Genomic DNA, 16,625 nt, shown 5'->3' with positions numbered 1-16,625 from the left:
GAGGGCAGCGAAAAAAGGAGCCAGCCCCGCCGGGACGCCTTCAGTCTGGTACTGACGCGAAAAAAGCCGAGGCCGCTTTGAGGATCTCGTTGGCACGGCGGGATTCAGCCAGTTCACGGCGCAAGCGCCGGTTCTCCTCCTCGAGCGACTCGCTGCTGCCAGCGGACGGTTCGGTGGGGCCGTAGCGGTTGCACCAGATCCGCAGGGTCTCCAGGCCGACACCGAGTTGGGGTGCGATGGCCCGGATCGACTCTGCGCGCGGGCCTCCCTCGCGGGCCTGGCGGTCGTAGACCATCCGCACGGCGCGGTCACGCAGCTCGGGACTGAACTTCTTGGGCATACTCCGATTCTCCTTGCTGAGACTCGGAACAGAACCCAGGACGCTTCACGCCGAGACCGGCGAGATCATCGCCGAACACCTGCTCGACCCCGCCAAGGACTACCGGGCTCCACAACACCGAACCCGCACCCCAAAACACGAATCGCGCCACCGTTAGTAAACGATGACGCGACTCATGACATACGGGGTGATCGACGGGATTTGAACCCGCGACCGCCTGGACCACAACCAGGAGCTCTACCAGCTGAGCTACGACCACCATGCGCCGCCGCAGACCGCGACGAGAGACCAGCATACCGGGTCGGCGCCGATGCTCGCGCCTGCGTGCGCCGACGCGCCTGTGAGACCTGTCGCATCGGGATCATCGCCGTGACTGTGTCGTGCGGCGGGCCGCCCGCGACGGCATCGCCGATGCGCGACGACGGGATGCCGAGCGCTCGGATCCCTGAGGCCGTGGGGTGGCCTGATGCCGGGCGTGGCCCAGGAACGATGAGCGTGCGCTTCGCCTTGCGCCCGTGCCCGCTTCGCGCGACGCTGAGGGCATGATCGTCGCCTTCTCCGTCGCCCCGTCGGGCGAGCCGTCCGACCCGTCCGTCCAGCGCGCCTTCGCCGAGGGCGCCGACTCCGCGAGCGTCCACGACGCCGTCGCGGCCGCCGTGAAGGTGGTGCGCGACTCCGGCCTGCCCACCCGCACGAGCTCGATGTTCACTGAGGTCGAGGGCGAGTGGGATGAGGTCATGGACGTCGTCCGCCGCGCCACCGAGGAGGTCGGCCGCTACGGTTCGCGCGTCGCCCTCGTGCTCAAGGCCGACATCCGCCCCGGTCGCACGGGCGAGCTCGACGGCAAGCTCGAGCGGCTCGGTGCCGCTCTCGAGCAGTTGGACTGACCCGAGCAGTTGGACTGACCCGAGCAGTTGGACTGACCCGAGCAGTTGGACTGACCCGAGCAGTTGGACTGACCCGAGCAGTTGGACTGACCCGAGCAGTTGGACTGACCCGGCCAGCTGAGCCGGCTCGAGCGGACGGGCTGAGCCCAGGCCGCTCGCCGGACCGCACGCCCTCTGCACGCCTCCGCCCCGCGGGGCCGCGCCCGTGCCGTGCAGATCAGACGAGGTCGGCGTCCAGCTTCCCGTCGCGCAGCGCGCTCGAGAGCGCGGGCGTGAGGGGCAGGCGGGGGATGAGCACCGCCTGCAGCGCGTGGTAGATGTCCGGCTTGCCCGGCCACGTCTTCCCCTGCACCTCGTTGTCGGCGTCGAGCTCGTGGAACCACGAGCCGTTCACCGGGTCCAGCAGGTAGGTGGAGATGTACTCCCACCACTGCTCGTAGCGGTCGGCCCACACGCGGTCGCCGGAGACCCGGTACATCGTCGCTGCGGCGCCGACGGCCTCCGCGGCCACCCAGTGCATGCGCTCGCGGGTGACGGGGGCGCCGTCCCAGTCGGTCGTGTAGACGAAACCGGGGGCGCCGTCCATGCCCCACGTCGCGGCGGCCTTCTCGAGCATCGCCGACGGGCCCTCGAGCATCCATGCCGGGGCGTCGCCGTCGAGCAGCAGCAGGGCGGCGCGGGCCTCGAGGGCCAGACGGGCCCACTCGAACCAGTGCCCGATGGTCGCCCCATAGGGACGGAACGGGTGGGCGGGCTCGTCCCGGTTGTACTCGAGCAGGGGCTTCCAGTCGACGTCGAAGTGCTCGGGCAGCATCCAGTCCTGGGCGCGCGCGAACTCGTCGATCGCGCGCTGCAGGATCCCGACGGCGCGGTCCAGCCAGCGGCGGTCGCCTGTCACGTCGGCGGCCGCGAGCAGCGCCTCGACGGTGTGCATGTTGGCGTTGATCCCGCGGTACTCCTCGAGCTCGGAGAAGGTGCGGTCGTAGACGTCCACGCTCATGCGCGCCTCTGCGTCGAAGAAGCGCTCGTCGAGCACGGCCAGGGCGTCGTCGAGCAGCTGACGCGCGCCCGGCCGACCGGCGGCCGTCGCCGACGATGCGGCGAGCACCACGAAGGCGTGCGCGTACGCCTGCTTCGAATCGTCCACGGGCTCGCCGCCCGCGACGGCGGCGAACCAGCCGCCGTGCTCGCGGTCGCGGAACACGCCCTGCAGCGAGGCGATGCCGTGGTCGGCGAAGCGCCCGAAGTCGGGGCGGCCCATCAGGTGCCCCAGCGAGAACGCATGGGTCATGCGGCACGTGATCCACAGCTCGGCGGGGCGCCCGAGATCCGGCACGCCCTCCTCATCGAGCCAGGCGAAGCCGCCGTCGTCGCGGACCGACTCCGAGGCGAAGACCAGCAGCTCATCGGCCTCGGACTCGAGCCACGTGCGGTGGCTGCGGGAGTCCAGCCACGCGACGGCGGGCTGGGGCGACGGCAGGGAGGCGGGGGCGACGGGGGAGCCGTCGGGAGCGATCTCGTAGCGACGAGCCGCCTCGCGCAGCTGCTCGGTGGTGGGGCCGGGATCGGCCACGAGCAGGACCTCGCGGTAGAACTTCAGCTCCTGGATCGACTCGCGGATGTCCGCGAGCGCCCGGTGGCCGCCGTGCTTGGCGGGCGTGTTGAAGAAGATGCGCGGGAACCAGCGCTTGGCCAGCTCCTTGAGGCTGGAGACGTCGATGGTGCGGTAGCTGAGCCAGTCCGCCAGCTCCGGGGTGTCCTTCTCCAGGAACGCGCGGTCGGTGCCGACGCTGTTGCCGGCCAGCGGGGCCCTGCCCTGCTCGGGGCAGTGCTCGCGGATGTAGGCGAGGCACTCGGCCTGCGCCTGCTCGAGCGTCATGCCGCCCTCGAGCTCGTCGAGGAGCCCGGAGTCCGTGTGCATCTGGCGCACGAAGTCGTTCATCTGAGCCAGCGCCTCAGCGGGCGGTCGGATGACGACGTCCACGCCCTCCCCGAGGATGTTGAGGTCGCCGTCGGTGACCAGCACCGCGATCTCGACGAGGGCGTCCGCCTGCTTGTCCAGGCCTGTCATCTCGCAGTCGATCCAGATGATCCGATCGGCCGTGCTCTGCGTCATTGTGCTCACCGTTCCACCCTAGACTCCTGGGGAGAGCGGGCGCCGTCCGTTCCTCCGGCTCGTCGTGCTCCCGGCTCGTCGTGCTCGACGTCCCGGAGGAGCCGCGACCGCGCCCGCCGCTCCGCCCCAGCACCAGAAAGGCGCCCATGACCACCGCGCTGCTGACGGACATGTACGAGCTGACGATGCTCGACGCGGCCCTCGCCGACGGGACGGCCTCGCGCCGCGCCGTCTTCGAGGCCTTTGCCCGGCGCCTGCCGCCGGGACGCCGCTTCGGGATGCTCGGCGGCATCGGCCGCCTCCTCGACGCCCTGCGCGACTTCCGCTTCGACGATGCGGACCTCGCCTACCTCCGTGATGCCTCTGTCGTGACCGAGCGGACCGCTCAGCACCTCGCCGACTTTCGCTTCACCGGCACCATCACGGCCCTGCCGGAGGGCGAGGTCTACTGGCCCGGCACGCCGGTGCTGCAGGTCGAGGGCACCTTCGGCGAGGCGATGATCCTCGAGACGCTCATCCTGTCGATCCTCAACCACGACTCCGCCGTCGCGAGCGCCGCGGCGCGCATGGTGATCGCCGCCCAGGGCCGCCCGCTCATCGAGATGGGCTCGCGGCGCGTCCACGAGGACGCCGCCGTCTCCGCCGCGCGCGCCGCCTACGTCGCGGGCTTCGGCTCCACCTCCAACCTCGAGGCCGGACGCCGCTACGGGGTGCCGGTCGCCGGCACCGCCGCCCACGCCTCCGTGCTGGCCCGGCCCACCGAGCGCGAGGCGTTCGCCGCGCAGATCGCCCTGTCCGGTCCGCGCACCACGATCCTCGTGGACACCTACGACATCGCCCAGGGGATCCGCACCGCCGTCGAGGTCGCCGGTCCGGAGCTCTTCGCGATCCGCCTGGACTCGGGCGACCTCCTGGTCGAGGCTCGCAAGGCCCGCGACCAGCTCGACTCCCTCGGCGCGACCGGGACGAAGATCGCCACCTCGAGCGACCTGGACGAGTACCTCATCGAGGAGGCGCAGGGCGCGCCCATCGACGTCTACGGCGTCGGCACCCGCGTCGCGACCGGCTCCGGGTCCCCGACCGCCGGCATGGTCTACAAGCTCGTCGCGATCGAGGGCGCGGACGGATCGATGCGACCGGTCGCCAAGAAGTCCTCGTCCAAGCAGTCCACCGGCGGCGACAAGACGCTCGTCCGCTTCCCCGACGGCCGCGAGGCGTGGACGCTCGACGGCAGCATCCCCGACGGCGCCGCCGCCGTCCACGAGACCATCGTTGACCACGGCGAGATCTGCGCCCTCGAGCGCTCCGGCACCGAGCGCGCCCGGGCCACGGCCGCCGCCGCGATCGCCGCCCTGCCCGCCCGAGCCCGCCGCACCGCCCGCGGCGAGGCGTACCGCACCAGCGAGGAGTGGAGCGCATGATGCACACCCACAGCATCCCGGCGATCGAGAGGGAGCGCGCGCAGACCGCCGTCACCGTCGACGTCGTCATCATGTCCGTGCGCGACGGCGCGCTGCGCGTGCTGCTCGTCGAGCGCGGCGGCGAGCCCTTCGCGGGATCGTGGGCCCTGCCGGGCGGTTTCATCGAGCCCGACGAGGACGCCCACGGCGCGGCCGTGCGCGAGCTCGCCGAGGAGACCGGCGTCGCCGCCGACGGCTTCCACCTCGAGCAGCTGGCCACCTACTCGGCCCCCGACCGCGATCCGCGCATGCGGGTCGTGTCGATCGCCCACCTGGCCTTCGCGCCCGACCTCCCGGACCCGAGCGAGGGCTCCGATGCCGTCGCCGCGCGCTGGTGGAGCGTCGAGGACCTGCTGGACGATCCCGATGCCCCGCGCCTCGCCTTCGACCACGAGCAGATCCTGCGGGACGCGCTCGAGCGCGTGCGCGCCAAGCTCGAGTACACGACGCTCGCCACCCGCTTCCTCGCCGAGCCCTTCACGATCGCCGAGCTGCGCGCCGTGTACACGGCGGTGTGGGGCGCGCCGCCCGACCGCATCGGCTTCACCCGGCGGGTGCTCGCGACCGACGGCTTCGTCGGGCCCGATCCCGATGCGGCCTCGCAGGCCCGCACCGGCAACCCGCGCCCGATGCTCTACCGCCGGGGCGAGGCGACCCAGCTGCAGCCGGCGCTGCTGCGCAGCGAGGCGACGAGCGCCTGAGACCGGGCGATGCCGCCGCCTGCCGGGCGGCGGCATCGCCGCACGGCAGCCGTGCCGCCTCGTGTGCTCGCGCTCATCGGTTCATCGCGAGGATCTCCTCCTGGTAGGGGGCGACGATCTCGCCCGAGACCCGCAGGTCCAGCACGAGGAAGCGGCGCTCGTCGGGGTCCTCCTCGCGCCAGGTGCGCAGGCGCCCCAGATCCTCCAGCGTGCGTACCACGACGCCCTCGGCGCCGAAGGGCTCGGCGAGGCCGGCGAAGTCGACCTCGGGGATGAGCATCGGGCCCTCGGCGACGCCGAGCTTCCCGTACACGTTGACCTCGGCGCCGTACTGGTTGTCGTTCCAGACCACCGCCATCCCGCGCCCCCGCGCGGTGCGGACCGCGGACTCGAGGTCCGCCAGGGCCATGAGGCCGCCGCCGTCGCCCGTGGTGAGCACGACCGTCGCCTCCGGGAGCGCCGCGGCGGCACCGGGGATCGAGGGGAAGCCCAGGCCGATCGACTGGTAATGGGTGCCGACCATCATCATCCGCTCGGGCGCCGAGACCGGCCAATACATGTTCGCCCAGCCGATGAAGTGCCCGCCGTCGGAGACGACCACGCGGTCCTCCGGGAGCAGCTCGCCGATGCGGATCGCCGCCGAGCGCGGGTCGAGGCGACCGTCGGGGGCGAGCTCGTCGCCCGTCTCGCGCTCGCGCAGGGCGGCGATGTCGAGGCTCTCGCGCCATCCGCTGGGCTCCGCGCCGATCGCGCGCAGCTGCGCCACCAGCGCCGCGGCCGTCTCGGCGACATCGGCGCGGATGAAGGATCCGACGTGGGGGTGCGTCGCCGACGGCGCCGTGTCGATCTGGACCACGCGCGAGGCGGGGGAGAACAGCTGCCCGAAGCGCATCGTGAACTGATTGAGGGACGCGCCGAGCACCACCACCAGATCGGCCTCGTGGAACAGCTCCATCGCGCCTTCGGCGCCGAAGCCGCCGGTGATGCCCAGATCGAACTCGGGGCGCGGGAAAATGCTGCGCGCCAGGGCCGTGGTCGCCGTGACCGCACCGGTGAGATCCGCCAGCTCGCCGAGGAGCTCCCCGGCCTCCGCGCGATGGGCGCCGCGGCCCGCGAGCAGCAGCGGGCGCTCCGCGGCGGCGAGGTCGCGGGCGAGCGCGGCGACGGACGCGGCCGTGAAGGGGGCGGTCGGGGCGATCACGGGGCGCGGCCGCGGGCCTGCGGTGGCGGGGACGGGACCGGCTTCGAGGCGGGCGACGTCGTAGGGGATCGCCAGGACCGTCGGGGTGCGGTAGGTGAGCGCGTGCTCGATGGCGATGACGGCGGTGGCCGCGGCGTCGGCGTGCCCCACCGTGTAGGTGCGGGCGCCGACCGCGGAGGCCAGGGCGATCTGGTCGACGTCCCAGGCCCGCGGCCCCGAGGTCGGCTCATCGCCGACGACGAGCACCAGGGGGATGGACGCCTGCACGGATTCCGCGAGCGCGGTGAGGGTGTTGGTGAAGCCCGCGCCGTAGGTCGCGGTCGCCGCGGCGATCCGGCCGGAGGCCCGGAAGAACGCGTCGGCGGCCACGACGGCCCCGGCCTCGTGGCGCATCGCGACGTAGGTGGCGTCCGTGCGGCGCTCGAGCGCGTCCAGGAAGAAGACGTTGCCGTTGCCCATGATCCCGAAGACGTGGTCGATGTGCTGGGCGAGGGTGCGGGCGACGTGCTCGGAGACGGTGGGCATGCGGGGAGCATTTCGGGACGGGGCGCGGGCGTCGTCTTCGCCGCCAGGGACCACTATGCCGCAGGGGAGGACGGAACGTATACGATCCGCGCCGATCCGCGCGGGTCACCCGTGCGAGGGGATGTCCACGCTCGTGACGGTGGTGAGCAGGAACGCGGAGTCCTCGAGCGCGAGCACCGCGTGGCGCTCGTGCGTCAGCTCGAGCAGGTGCCCTGCGACGATGTCGGTGGCCGGGGCGTCGCCCTGCTCGACGCGCACCCGCCCGACGAGCACCTGCAGACTCGCCGCCGGCGGCGCGTTGTGCTCGGCGAGGCGCGTGCCCTCGGTCAAGGCGATGACCGTCTGACGCAGCGGTCCGTCGTGGACCGCGAGCTCCGCGGCCCGGCCGTGCTCCGAGGCGACCGCAATGTCCAGCAGGTCCTCGGCGAGGGCGGGGATGTCGACGGGTGCGGCCATGGGGTGCCTCCTGCGGTCTGGACGGCGGTGGACTTCGGACCGGACGCGGTCAGCGTACCGGCGGCCGCGCGGGGGCGCCACCACTCCCGCGCGGCCCGGCCGACGGGATCAGCGAGGCGCGAGGGACCTGCGGAAGCACACGCTGATCCCGTCGGCGGGATCGTAGGGCGCGAACACGGGGATGCGCTGCCAGCCCTGGCGCTCGTACAGCGCAATCGCTTCGGGCTGCCGGTTGCCGGTCTGCAGGAACAGCTCGTCGGCACCGCGCTCGCGAGCACCGTCCTCGAGTTGCTCGAGAAGTGCGCTCGCGAGACCCAGCCGCCGATGGCCCGCGTCGATGAACAGGCGCTTGACCTCCCAGCGGTCGGGCAGGCGCCGCAGCGTCCCCGTCGCGGCGACCTCGCCGTCCACGAGGGCGAGCACCACGAAGTCGACGTCCTCGACCGTGGGCGGCGCGGGCGGTCGGTCGCCACCGCGCAGTGCCGCGTACCGCGGAGAGATCTCCGCGTCCATCGCCGCCCGCAGAGCGGCTCCGCGCGGGTCGTCCCAGGTGGTGCGCTCCCAGGTGAGGGACCGTCCGTCGCGCAGACGCGCCGTCCCCCGGTCCACGGCGGTCATGCCGCGACCGCCGTCCGGCCGTGGGCGGGGATCGACGCGATGAGCCGCCGCGTGTACTCGTCCTGCGGGTTCGTGAACACGTCCCGGACGCTTCCGGACTCGACCACCGTGCCGCGGCGGAGAACCGTGAGGGTGTCGGCGACCTGGCGCACGACGCCCAGGTCATGGGAGATGAACAGGTACGTCAGGCCCAGGTCGCGCTGCAGAGCGAGGAGCACCTCGAGGATCCCCGCCTGCACGGTCACGTCGAGCGCGCTCGTGGGCTCGTCGAGCACGAGGACGTCCGGGTGCAGCGCGAGCGCCCTCGCGATCGCGACCCGCTGGCGCTGACCGCCCGAGAGCGCGGCGGGGCGGCGCGAGCGCACGGCCGAGGGAAGGCGCACGGCGTCGAGCGCCCAGGCCGTGCGCTCGGCGCGCAGGGCCCGGTCTCCCACGCGGTACAGGTCCAGCGGCTCGCGGACGATCCGCTGGACCGTGAAGCGCGGGTCGAGGGACGTGAAGGGGTTCTGATGGACGATCTGCAGGTGACGACGCAGATCGCGCAGGCCGCGCCCATCCGCGGGATCGACCTGCCTGCCCCCGACGGTGAGCGTGCCCGCGTCCAGGCGCTCGAGGCCCAGCAGGGAGCGCGCGGCGGTGGACTTCCCCGAGCCGGACTCGCCCACGAGGGCGTGGGTACTGCCGCGCGCGATCGCGAAGGAGACGTCGTCCACGGCTCGCACATCGCGCTCGCCGACGCGGAACGTGCGGGATATGCCGGAGGCGACGACGTGGGGCTCCTCGCCGGGCCGCCGTGCGAGCGTGCCTTCGGTGCGCCGCGCATCGCGCTGGGCGCGCACGGACGCGAAACGATCGGCGTCGAGGCCGGGGACGTCGGCCCGCAGCGCGCGCGAGTACGCGGAACGGGGCGCGGTGAACACCTGCGAGGTCGGTCCCGCCTCGCGGACCTCGCCGTCTTGCAGGACCACGACCGCCTGTGCGCGGGCGGCCGCGATCGCGAGGTCATGGGTGATCAGCAGCACCCCGATCCCGAGCTCGCGGCGCAGGTCGTCGAGCAGGTCGAGGATCTGCTTCTGCACGGTGACGTCGAGTGCGGAGGTGGGCTCGTCGGCCACGAGCAGGCGCGGGCCGGGGAGGATCGCCAGGGCGATGAGCACGCGCTGCAGCTGACCGCCCGAGAGCTGATGGGGGAAGGAGCGCAGGATCCGCAGCGGATCCTCGATACCCACCCGTTCGAAGGCGGTGCGCACGAGCGCCTCGCGGTCCGCGCGGCGCCGAGCTCCGGGGACGAGCGCCGCGGCCTCGTGGGCCTGAGCTCCGATCGAGCGCACCGGATTCAGCGAGGAGCCCGGGTCCTGCGGCACGAAGCCGAGCACGCGACCGCGCAGCGCGAGGAACTCCCCATCCCGCAGCGTCGTGAGCTCGCGCCCCTGCAATGTGATCGAGCCGTCCACGCGGGCCCGCCGCGACGCGAGCAGCCGCAGCACGGCGCGCGCGATCGTGGACTTCCCCGAGCCCGATTCGCCGATCAGTGCGAGCGCGGAGCCCTCGGCCACGGAGAAGGAGACGTCGTGCACGACCTCGGTGTCGCCGTAGGCGACGCGCAGGCCGCACACCTGCAGCAGCGGCGCCGGCGGGAGCGAGGGGTCCGGGGACGGGGCGACCGCCCCCTGGGTGTCACGGGCGTTCTGCAGGATGCTCAACGGGTCCTCCCTTGATCGAGCCAGCTGCTGATGCGGCTCACAGACAGCACGACGACGGCGATGACGAGGCCCGGGGCGATCACGAGCCACGGTGCGCGGATGAGGTGCTCGCGACCGTCGGCGACGAGCAGGCCCCAGTCGGAGGCGGGCGGCGGATCCCCGTAGCCGAGGAAGGCGAGCCCGGCGATCACGAGGATCGCGACGCCGAACTGCAGGATCGCGAGGGAGACGACGGGTCGCACCGCATTGGGCAGGATGTGGCGGCTCAGGATGTAGGCCGAGGATCCCCCGTTGAGGCGGGCCGCCTCGATGAACACGCTCGTGCGGACCCTGAGCACCTCCGCCCGCATGAGTCGGGCGAAGACCGCCACGGCGGAGACGCCGGTCGCGATCGCGGCGTTGCGCGTGTCGTAGCCGAGAGCCGTCACGACGACCACGGCGAGCAGGAAGCCGGGGATTGCGAGCAGCACCTCGACGGCGCGCCCGATGACGACGTCGACCCATCCGCCGAGGTAGCCCGAGAGCAGGCCCAGCGCGCCGCCCACGACGAGGCCGATCGCGACCGCGATGAGCGCGCTCGTGATCGAGGACGCGGTGCCGTGGATGATCCTCGCGAGCAGGTCGCGGCCCAGGTGATCCGTCCCGAGCCAGTACTCGGCGCCGGGCGCGGTGAACTTGTCGTCGGGCACGCCGACCGCCGGGTCGTGCCGGGTGAACAGCCCGGGAGCGAGCGACCACGCGAGCACCACGACGATCACGCCGAAGGAGAGGAGGACCGTGATCGGCGGTCGGCGCCGGGCGCGGGTGAGGGGTCGGGTCGCGGTGAGCGGATCGGGGCTCAGCACGGCTGCGGTGGTCATCGGGTTGCCTCCGTTCCCCGCAGGCGCGGGTCCAGCAGCGGGTAGAGCAGGTCGATCACGAGGTTGACGACGACGAACACGCCGGCCGAGAGCACCACGGCCGCCAGGAGCACCGGCACGTCCTGGGCGGTGACGGCCTTCTGCACGACGGTGCCTATGCCCGTGCGACCGAAGATCGTCTCGGTGATGAGCGATCCGCCCAGCACCTCCCCGAGCACGAGCCCGACGACCGTCACGGTAGGGAGCAGGGAGGGGCGCAACAGGTGACGCAGCACGACCTGCACCGGCGGCAGTCCGCGCGCGAGGGCGACCTCGGCGTAGTCCTGCCCCGCGGACTCGTCGAGAGCGGTGATGAGGACCTGTGCGATCTGCGCCGAGACAGGGATCGCGAGGGTGAGCGCGGCGGCGAGCGTCGAGCCCGCGCTGTCGGGGTCCACGAGGCTGAACAGGCCCAGTCCCACCGCGAGCACCTGGATGAGCACGAGGCCGATCACGAAGTTCGGGGTGGACAGGAATGCCGCCGGAAGGGCGCGGACGAGGGCGTTGAGCGGTCCGGGCCCCAGCAGGCGCGAGAGCAGCCCCAGCACCGCGGCGATGAGGACGGCCAGCGCGAGCGCTGTCGTCGCGAGGGTCAGCGTCGATCCGATCGCGTCCCCGAGCACCGTGGTGACGGGCTGCGACGTGGACAGCGACAACCCGAGATTCCCGCGCAGCGCACTGCCGAGGGAGATGAGCAGCTGGAGGAGCACGGGCTGGTCGAGGCCGTAGAACTTCCGGATCTGCGCCTTCTGAGCATCCGTGTACCCCGCCTGGGGGCTCTCGAGCTGAGCGGAGATGGGATCTCCGGGGAGCGCCGCGAGGACGAGGAACACGAGCACGTAGGCGAGGACGATGACGATCAGGGCGCGGGCTGTGCGCCGCGCCGCGAAGGCGGCGTAGCGCCGGAGGGAGGCGGCAGCCGCGGGAGGTGCGGCGGTGGAATCGGCGAGGACTGCCGTCGTGCTCATGAGGGATCCTTCGTGGCGGCGTGGTACGAGGGGATGGCGACGGCGTTGAACGTGATCCCTGTGAGCTCCGGGGACTGCACGTCGATGCTCTGGACGTTCTGCTCGAGCGGGATGAAGTAGGCCTGCTCGAGCACGTGCCGTGACAGCTCGTCCACGATCGGGGCCCGCTCCTCGCGCGAGACGGCGCCCGCGAGGGCATCCCGCAGCCGGACGAGCTCGGTGTCGCTCGAGCCGACGGCGAACCAGTCCTCGCCGTCATCGGTGATGACTCCGGCGACCGTGCCGACGTCCACGAAGCTGCGCGTGACCTCGCCGACGCCCTGCGCAGGATTGTTCGTGACGCGCTCGGCCCAGGTGGGGATGTCGAGCTTCTGCGTGCGCAGGTGGATCCCGAGCCGGGTCAGGTGCTGGCTGGCGAGCTCGGCCTCGGGCACCGAGCCGGTGAGGTACGGGGTGGGGTAGATCGTGAAGCCGAGCTGCGTGCCGTCCTTCGTGCGGAAGCCGTCGGCGTCGCGCTGCGTCCACCCGGCCTCGTCGATCAGGGACGCCGCGAGGTCGGGGTCGTAGGCGAAGAGCTCCGTGAGGTCGGTGGCCTCGGGAACCGCGGCCTGCAGCCAGCTCGTCGCGGGTTCCCACGCGTCGGTGAAGACGGTTCGCAGGATCCCCGCCCGGTCGATCCCGCGGGTGAAGGCCTGGCGCACGCGGACGTCGTCGAACGGGCGGACGTCGGTGCGGAGGCTGTAGCCGTGCACGAAGCCGAGGTAGCGGGGGACCTCAACATGGAAGCCGGCGTCGGTGAAGGACTCCAGCAGCTGCGGGTTCACGTTATAGGACAGGTCGGTCTGGTGGGCGCGGGCCGCGGAGGCGCGCAGGGTGACGTCGGGGAGCACCCGGAAGGTGATCGCCTCGAGCAGCGCCGGGCCGCTCGCCCCGAGCACCGCGGGCGCCCAGTCGTAGTCCTCGCGGCGCACGAGCCGGACGTGGTGACCGGCGGCCCACGAGTCCAGCACGAAGGGGCCCAAACCGATCTGGAAGGCGAGATCGGACTGCTGCTCGAGGGTCCCGGCCAGGCTCGACGGAGCCAGGAGCAGGCACCCGTGGTACCCGAGGGTCGGCAGGAAGGAGAGGGTCGGGGCGGTGAAGTCGACCTGCACCGTCAGCTCGTCCACGGCCTGGGCCGACGCGAAGGTGCCGCCGGGGAACAGGCCCACGGGCGGGAGCCCCTCGTCGGGGCGGCCGACGGCCCAGGCCTCGATGTTGGCGACGACCGCCTGGGCGTCCAGCGGCGTCCCGTCCGAGAAGGTGATGCCGCTGCGCAGGTGCAGCACGTAGGACGTCGCGTCCTCGTTCTGCTCCCAGGATTCGGCGATCCAGGGGGAGATCGTCCCCTCGGGGTCCGGGGACTGATGCACGATCAGGTTTCACATGATCTGTGGTGCCGTGCGGCGTTGCAGGGAAGGATGTGCGCCATGCCCGCTCCCTTCCCCCAGGAGTTCCGTGAGGACGTCGTCCGCGTCGCGAGGAACCGTGAACCCGGCCAGAAGCTCTCCGTGATCGCGAAGGACTTCGGGATCTCCGAGTCCTGCCTGACGAACTGGATGCGCCAAGTGGACGTCGAGGACGGCAACCGGCCTGGGAAGACCCGTGAGGATTCCACCGAGCTGCGCGAGCTCCGACGCCGGAGCCGGCTGCTGGAGCAGGAGAACGAGGTGCTCCGCCGTGCTGCTGCATACCTGTCCCAGGCGAATCTGCCGGGAAAATCCTCTACCCGCTCGTGAGCGAGCTCGCCGCCGCCGGGAGCCCGCGCCGGGGAGGTCACGGCCCGGGCACGTCGAGACCGAACCTCCGCACGCGATCGTCCTGCTCGGACCGGGCGTCCTCTCGGGCGTCCTGCGGAACCGCCCCGCGACCGGGCACCGGTGAACTAGTGTGCGAGCACGGACCCGAGGAAGGGAGCGCGTGATGAGACGGCCGCTGCCGTTCCTGGACAAGGCCGCGCCCGAGGCCTGGGACCTGCTCGGCGAGGTGCGCCGCGCCGTCGCCGAGCAGAACGAGTCCGCCGGGATCGCGAGGACGACGCTCGAGCTCATGTACCTGCGCATCTCCCAGCTCAACGGCTGCGCCTTCTGCGTGGACCTCCACCACCGTCGTGCCGTGCGCGCCGGCGCGCCGGACGACCAGGTCGCGCAGCTGCCCGTCTGGCGCGACTCGCCCAGCTTCGATGCCGTCGAGCGCGTCGCGCTGCTGCTGGGCGAGACGGTCACGACACTGCCCGAGCCGATGGTCCGCGACCGCGACCTGATGACCGCCCGCGACGCGCTCGGAGAGCAAGCCTTCGCGGCGCTGGAGTGGTCCGCCGTGCTGATGACCACGTACAACCGTCTGTCCGTGCTCTCCAACCACGCCGTGCCCGGGGCCCGCTGACCGCGCCGCTCTTCGAGAGGAGCCAAGATGACCGAGGACACCACCCCCGCAGAGACGGTCGACCCGGCCGACGAGACCGTCGAGGTGCGCGAGAACCCCGGGAGGAACCGCTTCGACATCCTCGTCGGTGGCCGCCAGGCAGGCTTCGCGTTGTTCACCACCCCGGCGGAGAACCCCGATGACCAGCGGATCTTCTACCACACCGTCATCGACGACGCCTTCGGTGGACGCGGGCTCGCCGGCGTGCTCACCCGCGGCGCGCTCGCCGCGAGCGTCGAGCAGGGCAATCGGATCGTGCCCGTCTGCCCGTACGTCGCGCGCTGGGTCCGCGGCCACGACGACTTCGCGGACTCCGTGGACCGGGTAAAGTCCGTCCACCTCGAGGCCGTGCGCGCCGTGAACGCCGAGGCCGACGGCACGGCATCATGAGCTGAGCCGCCGTCCGCGCCTCTCGCCGCCCGAGAACGCCGCTGTCGTCGCGCCCGCCCCGCATGCGACGCTCGCAGGTGACTACGCTGTCGAGGGGTGGCGACGGCCCCGAGCACCGCAGCGTGCTCGCAGCACCCGAGACGAAGGAGCAGCCGGAAATGCGCACACCGACGAACCAGCGATCGGCCGAGGCCGTCGAGGCCTTCACCCGGATCATGGGACGCAAGCACGTGCTCACCTCGGCGCGTGCCACCGCGCCGTTCACCACGGGTGACCGCTTCGGCGCCGGTGAGGTGCTCGCCGTGCTGCGGCCCGGCTCGCTGGTGGACATGTGGCGGGCACTGCAGGTGTGCGTGGACCACGATCTGATCGTCATCACGCAGGCCGCGAACACGGGGCTCACCGGCGGCTCCGGCCCCGGCGACCAGGACTACGACCGCGACGTCGTCATCCTCTCCACGCTGCGGATCGACGGGATCCACCTCATCAACGATGCCCGCGAGGCGATCAGCCTGGCCGGCGCCACCCTGTTCTCGCTCGAGGAGAAGCTCGCCGCGCACGGCCGCGAGCCTCACTCGGTGATCGGCTCGAGCTCCATCGGCGCGACCGTCGTCGGCGGCATCGCGAACAACTCCGGCGGCTCCCAGATGCGCAAGGGCCCCGCCTACACGGAGCAGGCGATCTTCGCCCGCGTCGATGAGGACGGCCGGATTCACCTGGTGAACCACCTCGGGATCGATCTCGGGACCGATCCCACGCACATCCTCGACCGGCTCGAGCGCGGGGACTGGGACGCCGCCGACGTCACCCCGCCGCCGCCCGACTCCACCGGCACCGACTACGCGGACCACGTGCGACAGCTGGCCGACACCCCGGCCCGCTTCAACGCTGACCCGACCTTCCTCCACGAGGCCTCCGGCGGCGCCGGCAAGATCATGGTGTTCGCCGTGCGCACCCGCACCTTCCCGCTCGAGAAGGACAAGGCCACCTTCTACATCGGCACCGACCGCCCCTCCGATCTCGAGGCGCTGCGCCGTGAGTTCCTCGCCGCCGACGGCCAGCTGCCGATCTCGGGCGAGATATGAGCGCGCATGCCTTCGACCTCGCGACCGAGTACGGCAAGGACACCTACGTCTCGCTCAAGCACGCCGGCTCCCGCACGCTGGTGCGCATGTTCGCGCTGAAGGGCTGGGCCAACGGGGTGTTCGCGAAGCTGCCCGGCTTCGGGCCCTCCACCGCCGATGCGATCTCCCAGAAGATCTTCTCCCTGGTGCCGGAGAAGATCCCGTCCCGGCTCACCGACTACCGCGACCGCTTCGACCATCACCTGCTGCTCGTGGTCAGCGGCAGCGAGCGCGCGGCGACCGCCCAGCTGCTCCGCGAGGTCTTCGCCGGCCCCGAGCACGAGGGCGACTTCTTCGAGTGCGACGCCGACGAGGCCCAGAGCGCGACCCTGATCCGCTTCGGCGTCGCCAGCGCCACGAGCCGCTACTACGTCATGCACCGCGCCGAGGCCTCGGCGATGGTCACCTTCGATGTGGCCCTGCGCCGGGACGACGAGGACTGGCTGGAGCGCCTGCCCGAGGAGATCGCGGACCAACTGCTCGAGAGCGCCTACTTCGGCCACTTCTTCTGCCACGTCCTGCACCAGGATCATGTGGCGAAGAAGGGCGTGGACCCGGTCGCACTGAAGAAGCGGATGACGCAGCTGCTGGTGGACCGCGGCGCTGCGGTCCCCGCCGAGCACAACTTCGGCCGGATCTACCCGGCCCCCGAGCAGCTGGTCGCCCACTACCGTGAGCTCGACCCGCTGAACATGTTCAACGCCGGGGTGGGGGAGACGTCGGCGAAGAAGGGGTGGGGGTGAGCGGCGCGGCCGGCCCGGCCGCGCCCCACCC

General features: G+C 72.1%; 16 protein-coding genes, 1 tRNA gene and 1 pseudogene. 8 read left to right on the top strand and 10 right to left on the bottom strand.

What is annotated here, in order from left to right:
* Positions 1 to 52 precede the first annotated feature (52 nt).
* Positions 53 to 340 (bottom strand): annotated as a pseudogene (locus tag FM110_RS14710) (transposase); the annotation flags it as partial.
* Between the two features lie 186 nt (positions 341 to 526).
* Positions 527 to 599 (bottom strand) — tRNA-His (locus FM110_RS02280).
* Positions 600 to 882: 283 nt separating this feature from the next.
* Between FM110_RS02280 and FM110_RS02275 the strand changes: the two genes are divergently transcribed.
* Complete coding sequence (locus FM110_RS02275; protein WP_087102275.1) at positions 883 to 1,227, top strand: thiamine-binding protein; 345 nt, start codon at positions 883 to 885, stop codon at positions 1,225 to 1,227.
* Positions 1,228 to 1,444: 217 nt separating this feature from the next.
* Here FM110_RS02275 and orn read toward each other — a convergent pair whose 3' ends face one another.
* Complete coding sequence (gene orn / locus FM110_RS02270; protein WP_087102268.1) at positions 1,445 to 3,343, bottom strand: oligoribonuclease; 1,899 nt, start codon at positions 3,341 to 3,343, stop codon at positions 1,445 to 1,447.
* A gap of 146 nt (positions 3,344 to 3,489) precedes the next feature.
* Here orn and FM110_RS02265 point away from each other — a divergent pair, with 146 nt between their 5' ends.
* Entirely contained in the window at positions 3,490 to 4,764 is a 1,275-nt protein-coding gene (locus FM110_RS02265; RefSeq protein ID WP_087102266.1) for a nicotinate phosphoribosyltransferase, read from the top strand.
* A complete protein-coding gene (locus FM110_RS02260; protein WP_087102264.1) occupies positions 4,761 to 5,504 on the top strand; it encodes an NUDIX hydrolase in 744 nt (247 codons plus the stop codon). The genes FM110_RS02265 and FM110_RS02260 overlap by 4 nt, the downstream gene beginning before the upstream one ends.
* Positions 5,505 to 5,577: 73 nt before the next feature.
* Here FM110_RS02260 and FM110_RS02255 read toward each other — a convergent pair whose 3' ends face one another.
* From FM110_RS02255 to FM110_RS02225, 7 genes are all read right to left on the bottom strand, one after another.
* Positions 5,578 to 7,230: a thiamine pyrophosphate-binding protein gene (locus tag FM110_RS02255; RefSeq protein WP_087102262.1), complete on the bottom strand. Its 1,653-nt coding sequence runs from the start codon at positions 7,228 to 7,230 to the stop codon at positions 5,578 to 5,580.
* A gap of 105 nt (positions 7,231 to 7,335) precedes the next feature.
* A complete protein-coding gene (locus tag FM110_RS02250; protein ID WP_087102260.1) occupies positions 7,336 to 7,686 on the bottom strand; it encodes a cupin domain-containing protein in 351 nt (116 codons plus the stop codon).
* A 108-nt stretch (positions 7,687 to 7,794) separates the two neighbouring features.
* On the bottom strand, positions 7,795 to 8,304 hold the full coding sequence (locus FM110_RS02245) for a GNAT family N-acetyltransferase (RefSeq protein ID WP_087102258.1): 510 nt from the start codon (positions 8,302 to 8,304) through the stop codon (positions 7,795 to 7,797).
* A complete protein-coding gene (locus tag FM110_RS02240; protein WP_327230304.1) occupies positions 8,301 to 10,007 on the bottom strand; it encodes a dipeptide ABC transporter ATP-binding protein in 1,707 nt (568 codons plus the stop codon). The genes FM110_RS02245 and FM110_RS02240 overlap by 4 nt, the downstream gene beginning before the upstream one ends.
* Positions 10,004 to 10,867, bottom strand: a complete 864-nt coding sequence (locus tag FM110_RS02235; RefSeq protein ID WP_087102256.1) for an ABC transporter permease — start codon at positions 10,865 to 10,867, stop codon at positions 10,004 to 10,006. Before FM110_RS02235 ends, FM110_RS02240 begins: the two co-directional genes overlap by 4 nt.
* Positions 10,864 to 11,874, bottom strand: a complete 1,011-nt coding sequence (locus tag FM110_RS02230) for an ABC transporter permease (RefSeq protein WP_087102255.1) — start codon at positions 11,872 to 11,874, stop codon at positions 10,864 to 10,866. The genes FM110_RS02235 and FM110_RS02230 overlap by 4 nt, the downstream gene beginning before the upstream one ends.
* Complete coding sequence (locus tag FM110_RS02225; RefSeq protein ID WP_159457949.1) at positions 11,871 to 13,286, bottom strand: ABC transporter substrate-binding protein; 1,416 nt, start codon at positions 13,284 to 13,286, stop codon at positions 11,871 to 11,873. Before FM110_RS02225 ends, FM110_RS02230 begins: the two co-directional genes overlap by 4 nt.
* A gap of 57 nt (positions 13,287 to 13,343) precedes the next feature.
* On the opposite strand from FM110_RS02225, the gene FM110_RS14220 reads away from it, so the two are divergent.
* The 5 genes from FM110_RS14220 to FM110_RS14430 all read left to right on the top strand — a co-directional run bounded on the left by FM110_RS14220 (position 13,344) and on the right by FM110_RS14430 (position 16,594).
* Entirely contained in the window at positions 13,344 to 13,652 is a 309-nt protein-coding gene (locus FM110_RS14220; RefSeq protein WP_087102251.1) for a transposase, read from the top strand.
* 184 nt (positions 13,653 to 13,836) lie between these two features.
* A complete protein-coding gene (locus FM110_RS02215; RefSeq protein ID WP_087102249.1) occupies positions 13,837 to 14,298 on the top strand; it encodes a carboxymuconolactone decarboxylase family protein in 462 nt (153 codons plus the stop codon).
* Between the two features lie 27 nt (positions 14,299 to 14,325).
* Positions 14,326 to 14,727: a GNAT family N-acetyltransferase gene (locus FM110_RS02210; RefSeq protein WP_087102247.1), complete on the top strand. Its 402-nt coding sequence runs from the start codon at positions 14,326 to 14,328 to the stop codon at positions 14,725 to 14,727.
* Between the two features lie 158 nt (positions 14,728 to 14,885).
* Positions 14,886 to 15,812: a D-lactate dehydrogenase gene (dld, locus tag FM110_RS14435; protein ID WP_234991845.1), complete on the top strand. Its 927-nt coding sequence runs from the start codon at positions 14,886 to 14,888 to the stop codon at positions 15,810 to 15,812.
* The gene (locus FM110_RS14430; RefSeq protein ID WP_234991844.1) at positions 15,809 to 16,594 is read left to right on the top strand and encodes a hypothetical protein; all 786 of its coding nucleotides are present in this window, start codon (positions 15,809 to 15,811) and stop codon (positions 16,592 to 16,594) included. Before dld ends, FM110_RS14430 begins: the two co-directional genes overlap by 4 nt.
* Positions 16,595 to 16,625: the final 31 nt, after the last annotated feature.

This window comes from Brachybacterium nesterenkovii (assembly GCF_900163655.1).
GTDB lineage: Bacteria > Actinomycetota > Actinomycetes > Actinomycetales > Dermabacteraceae > Brachybacterium > Brachybacterium nesterenkovii.
The sequence above is the reverse complement of the archived record's forward strand: the minus strand, read 5'-3'. Positions and strand labels throughout refer to the sequence as shown.